The sequence below is a fragment of the endosymbiont of Riftia pachyptila (vent Ph05) genome, from assembly GCF_000224455.1.
Taxonomy (GTDB): domain Bacteria; phylum Pseudomonadota; class Gammaproteobacteria; order Chromatiales; family Chromatiaceae; genus Endoriftia; species Endoriftia persephonae.
In genome coordinates, this window is the sequence record NZ_AFOC01000154.1 from 1 (window position 1) to 4,938 (window position 4,938).

General features: G+C 62.9%; 3 protein-coding genes. All 3 read right to left on the reverse strand.

What is annotated here, in order from left to right; all coding sequences use genetic code 11:
* On the reverse strand, window positions 1-238 hold a 238-nt coding region (locus RIFP1SYM_RS16660; protein ID WP_139042181.1), incomplete at its 3' end, for a hypothetical protein.
* Window positions 235-3,267 (reverse strand): alpha-2-macroglobulin family protein, encoded by a 3,033-nt coding sequence (locus tag RIFP1SYM_RS15705; protein ID WP_050798788.1) that lies wholly within the window; start codon window positions 3,265-3,267, stop codon window positions 235-237. The genes RIFP1SYM_RS15705 and RIFP1SYM_RS16660, both read right to left, overlap by 4 nt.
* Window positions 3,268-3,358: 91 nt before the next feature.
* Window positions 3,359-4,453, reverse strand: a complete 1,095-nt coding sequence (locus RIFP1SYM_RS15710) for an alpha/beta fold hydrolase (protein ID WP_005966655.1) — start codon at window positions 4,451-4,453, stop codon at window positions 3,359-3,361.
* Window positions 4,454-4,938: the final 485 nt, after the last annotated feature.

A 4,938-nucleotide genomic window follows, 5' to 3' on the forward strand; every position in this document is an offset into this window, starting at 1 on the left:
TGGTCAGGGAACGGCACTCCCGAATCGCAGGCCAGGCGGGCTGTACCGTCAGCTGCCAGTGGCGCTGGAATGGTTCGATCTGCTTGCCCTCAACCGCCAGGTGGATCTGCGCCAGGCCGAATCGGTCGCCCGCCTGCAGAGGGTAGCGAAGGGTCCGCTTCTCGCCGGCGGCCAGCAGCAGTCTCTCGAGCTCAGCGTTGAGGATGAGCGGGGCTGTGGCCTGTAGCTGCAGGCTCAATGGTTGTTCGGTGTCGGTGGTGTTGTGCAGGTCCAGCGCCAGGTTGCTCTGGTCGCCGCTGGCGAGAAAACGCGGCAGCGCCAGCTGGGTGACGACCGGTGCGGCGACCTGGATTCCCGCTCGCCGCTGCCGAAGCGATCCTCACCGAAGGCCACCGCCATCAGCCGCAGCGTGCCGTTGAAGTCGGGCAGCTGCAGCTCGATCTGTGCCTCGCCCTGGGCATTCAATGAAACAGGGCCGTTGAACAGTGAGATGATCTTTACCTCGCTGCGGGGCATCTTGGCGTTGCCGCCCATGCCGTCGCCGCCAAAGCGTTGCCGGGCCAGTGGGTAGCGGTTGAGTTCGATCAGCCGGCCATAGACATCCCGGCTCTCGACCTGGAAGCGGCGCCGCTGGAACAAGCCAGCAAAAGGATCGGGGGTGGCGAAGTCGGTGATATTGAGCACCCCGACATCCACCGCTGCCAGGGTGGCGTGGAGCGGCTGGCTGTTGTCGATGCCTTGGGCCTTGAGGCGGACCGTCAGGGGCCGGTTGGGCTCCACCTTGTCGGGGCTTTGGATGCTGACCTCAAGCCGCCGTTCGCTGCGCTCCAGGGGCAGGTGCAGCAGGCCAATGGCGCGATTGGGCGTGATCAGCTGCTGGTCGGTTGCCGCCGGGCGCAGCGCCAGCACCGAGATGTAGAGGTCGTGGCGCTGCCAGGTCGGGTCGATGGGGATCTCGATCTGGCTGCCGGCCTTGCGTAACGGCAGGCTGGCTGACCAGAGTGGGCGCTCACTGCTCTCCACCAGCACCAGGCCCTGGCCGTCGTGGGGTGGCACGATGCGCAGCTGGGCCGTGTCGCCGGGGCGGTAGGCGGCCTGGTCCAGCGCCAGGCTGACCTTGTCGGGGCGTGTTGCCTGGCCGCTCTGTTGGCTCTGTTGCCAGTCGTGGTACCAGGTCTCTCCAGCAGTGAAGCGCAGGCTCGATCGGCGGCCGCTGGCTGGGTCGCTGATCTCCAGCCGGTAGCGGCCCCACTCCACCGGCAGTTCCAGCTTGCCATGCTCGCCTTCCGCCAGATCCAGTGTGGTATTGAGGACCGGATAGGCCTGCTCGGTGAACTCCGAATACCAGCCGCGGTCGCTGGAGTACTCCCAGAAGTATTGGCGCTCCTCGCGGATCAGGGTCGCCTCCAGGCCTTGGGCGGCGAGCAGCCGGCCGTCGGCGTCGGCCATCACGATCTCGAATGTGAGGCGGCTGTCGGCCGGAGGATTCTGTTCTTTGTCGAAGGGCGGGCGAATGCCGATCACTCCACCCGTGGGCCAGATCAGCTGGTCGTGGCGGCGGCTCACTGGTCGGCCTCCTGACTCGAACAGGCTGGCGGTGAGTGACAGGCGCAGCGGTGAGCGGCTATCTGCCCAGCGCGAGGGAATCTGCAGCCGGGCTTGGCCGCTGGCGTCGAGCTGCAGATCCTCCAGCTCAAAACGCTGGTTGTGTTGCTGCTCGTCCTGATCACCGAACTGGAAGCCGGGCAGGGTGGCGATGGGGTCGCGCCAGAGGGCGAGCTCGAGCTGGCTGCTGAGGCGGTTGCCGGCAGCGGGTGCGCCGTAGAGGTAGTCTCCTTGTACCTTGATCTCTATCGGTTCTGCCGGGCTGGTAGACTTGTCAGTTGCGGCCGAGAGGTCCAGTTTCATTCGTTCTGGCAGGAACTCCTCCACCTGGAAGCTGTAGCGGGCGGGCTCGCCGTCGGGCTTTTCCACCTGCAGCTGCCAGCGACCGGTCTTGGCGCTGGTGGGGATGTGAAATGCCTGCTGGTAGTAACCTGCCAGGGCATCTGAACGCCAACGCAGGCGTTTGACCTCCTGATCATCCGGGCCGCGGATGGTCGCCTTCAGCACAGGGGCGTTGTCGAAGCGGCCGTCCCGGTCGCGTAGCAGGCCGTTGAAGTGGATCGTTTCGCCGGGGCGGTAGAGGTCGCGCTCGCTATAGATGAAGAGCTGCTGGGCTTGGTCGGGCTGCTCACCTAGGTCGAAATCGGAGAGGTCAAGGGCCGGTCTGTTGAGCGCGAGCAGGGTCAGCTGGGCCTCCTTGTGGGCACGGATCAGCTCGATCTGGTCGAGAGCGTGGCTGAAGCTGGCCAGCCCCTCCGGCGAGGTGCGGCTGGTGGCGATCAGGTTGCCTTTGCGGTCGAGTGCCTCCAGGGTGACGCCGGCCAGCGGCTGCGCCTTGCCTAGGGAGTAGCTGTAGATGTCGAGCTGGTTATTGTAGCGGCGCGCGTGCAGGCCGATGTCGGTGATGGTGAAGTAGGCGGTCTCGGGATAGCTGGTGTAGCTGCCGGCGGGTTTCATCAGTGCTAGATAGAGGCCGGGCTCAGCCAGGGCCGGCTGGGCGCTGATGTCGATGCTGCGGCGGGCGCGGGTGTTGCGCGGCAGATCCAGGGTGAAGCGGCCGCTGTGGACCAGCTCGGTCCAGTCGGCGAGCTTCTCGAACAGGCTGTAACGGTAGCGCGACTGCAGCTGCCGCCAGACTTCCAGTAGGCTCGCCTCGCGTACCCGGTGGAAGGTGATGTCGACCGCATCCACGTTGACCGCGACGATCGGCAGGCCGCTGCCCTTGTGAGGCAGCAGCAGCGAACCCTGGCTATCGAAGCTGGCGGCGGGCTGCAGCTGCCGGGTCTTCAGGCTGGCGGGGTGGTTCTGCGCCAGTTGTGATCCATTCGCTGCCTGCAGTTTGCGGTAGATGGTCAGGCGGTAGTCGGTCTCTGGTTCGGTGTCGGGGAAGCAGGCGCGTCGGCCATCCTTCGAGAGCACCCAGGCCCCCTCCACCAAGCCCTGATCGGTGGTGAGATTGAAGTAGGGCTGGATATTGGTGCTGGGGTCGAGGGGCTGGCTGAACAGGGCACAGATCTGGTTCTTGCCCTCGATGGCGCGTTCCGAGACGTCGAGTACCTGCAGCGCTTCAGCAGCCTGCAGTGGCAGGCTGGCCGCCACTAGCCAGAGGCCGAGCAGCAGCAGGGACAAGGGTTTCGAGAGCGGGTGGTGATGACCCCACATGGCCATTCTCCTTAGGTCGTTCTTGTCACCCAACTATGTCAGGGGATGATGGCAGGGCAGTGGCAGATCCTGACAGAAACAGGCAGCTTGTTCACGGCTCTTTTATCGCTTCTTCAACAGTGGGGGTGAGCAGCTGTAGGATCAGCGGGATCGCCGGTGGTACGCGTTGGCTCTCGGTGGAGATGTTGCGGATGATCGAGAGGTGAGTGCCGCTGACGGTGTGGAACTCCGCTCCGGGCAGGCGGGCGGAGTTGAGGCTGACCAGGCCATCGCCGAGGATCGCCAGCGCCGCTTCGATCTGCTCGAACAGCTGCAGCAGGGCCACCTCTGTGCCTTCGGGCAGGGTCTCCCGGTGGTTTGCAATGGCGGTCTGCAGACGCTGTTTATCGATCTGGCCGAGTTGGCCGGCGATCACCATTATGCGGGTGTCGGGGGGTGCTGGGCGGCTGTTCAGCTGAGTAAGAAACGGACTGCCGGGAGTCAGGTCGAGGCCCGCCTCGCCAGCACCGTCGAAGATCGCGTTGAGCCAGCCGAACTCGCCGTTGGGGATCTCGGCAAACTGGTCGCGCAGCTCGGCAAAGAAGCGCAGCCGTGCCAGCTCTGAGCCCTGGTTGGGGGTGCCGACCAGGATCAGCTGGCTGACCTGAGGGATATTCTTGTCTGTCAGCCACTCGGGACGACTCAGCAGATCACGGCTGACTAGTCCGCCCATGCTGTGGGCGATGATGGTGATCGAGCTGACGCCCTGCTGTTGCAGCCACTGCAGCTGTTGGTGAAACAGCTCGGCTGAGTCGCTGATCGGCTGGTCGTCCGGATAGTTCATCAGCCAGATGCTGAAGCCTGTTTTGGCCAGTGTCGGCGCCAGATTCATCCAGATCTTGCCTGGGTCATCGAGACCGTGGATCAACACTACCTGGGGGCGGGATAGATTGAGCGGACGCCCGGCGGGGAAGGGTTTCAGGCCGTAGTGTGCGTTTGCCTCGGCAGCCTGTTGCGGAAAGCGCTGCTCGATAGTGTGGCGCAGCTGACTGCGGATCTGCCGTTCCTGCTCGCTGAAGTGGGGGCGCAGCAGTTGCCAGGCGACGATGGTGATGATCCAGAGGATGAGCAGTCGCAACAGGATTTTGCGTCGGCGTCGGCGTCGGCGTCGGCGGCGGCGTTGGGCGGCGGGAGGGGGCTTGTCCATTTCTAGACTCTACTACAGCCTATCGGGAAATGGGCTCAAATCTACGGCGTGTGCACTTCGATTATTAGAAATCTGGGGTCAGAGTAAACACTCCTGCTTTCCTATCTTGTTGTTATTCTGAAACTTGGTTTTTGGTCCTGGTTTCAATGGCGTGACCCTGCGTCTTGTCAGTCTTTCAACTTTATTTCTGAAATGGCCATTTCCCAAGGGAGCCTCTGATCAAGTCATGCAGTCGTTCGCAATAGCCAGCTATCCCCGACAGGGGTGTAGGGGAGGCGCGTGAGCAGGGAGCGGTAGCTTTACGTGTGATTTGTGCCTTGAATCTGAATATTCTGAATCACAATCGACTTCGTCCAGACTAAATCAGAGGCTCCCAAGGTAAGTCATTTATTGAACGACTCGCGAATATTTTTAATCAGATCTGCATCAATCTGTCCTTCAAATATCCGGCGATATGCTTCAGCACGCTCTTGTTTAGTTTGTAA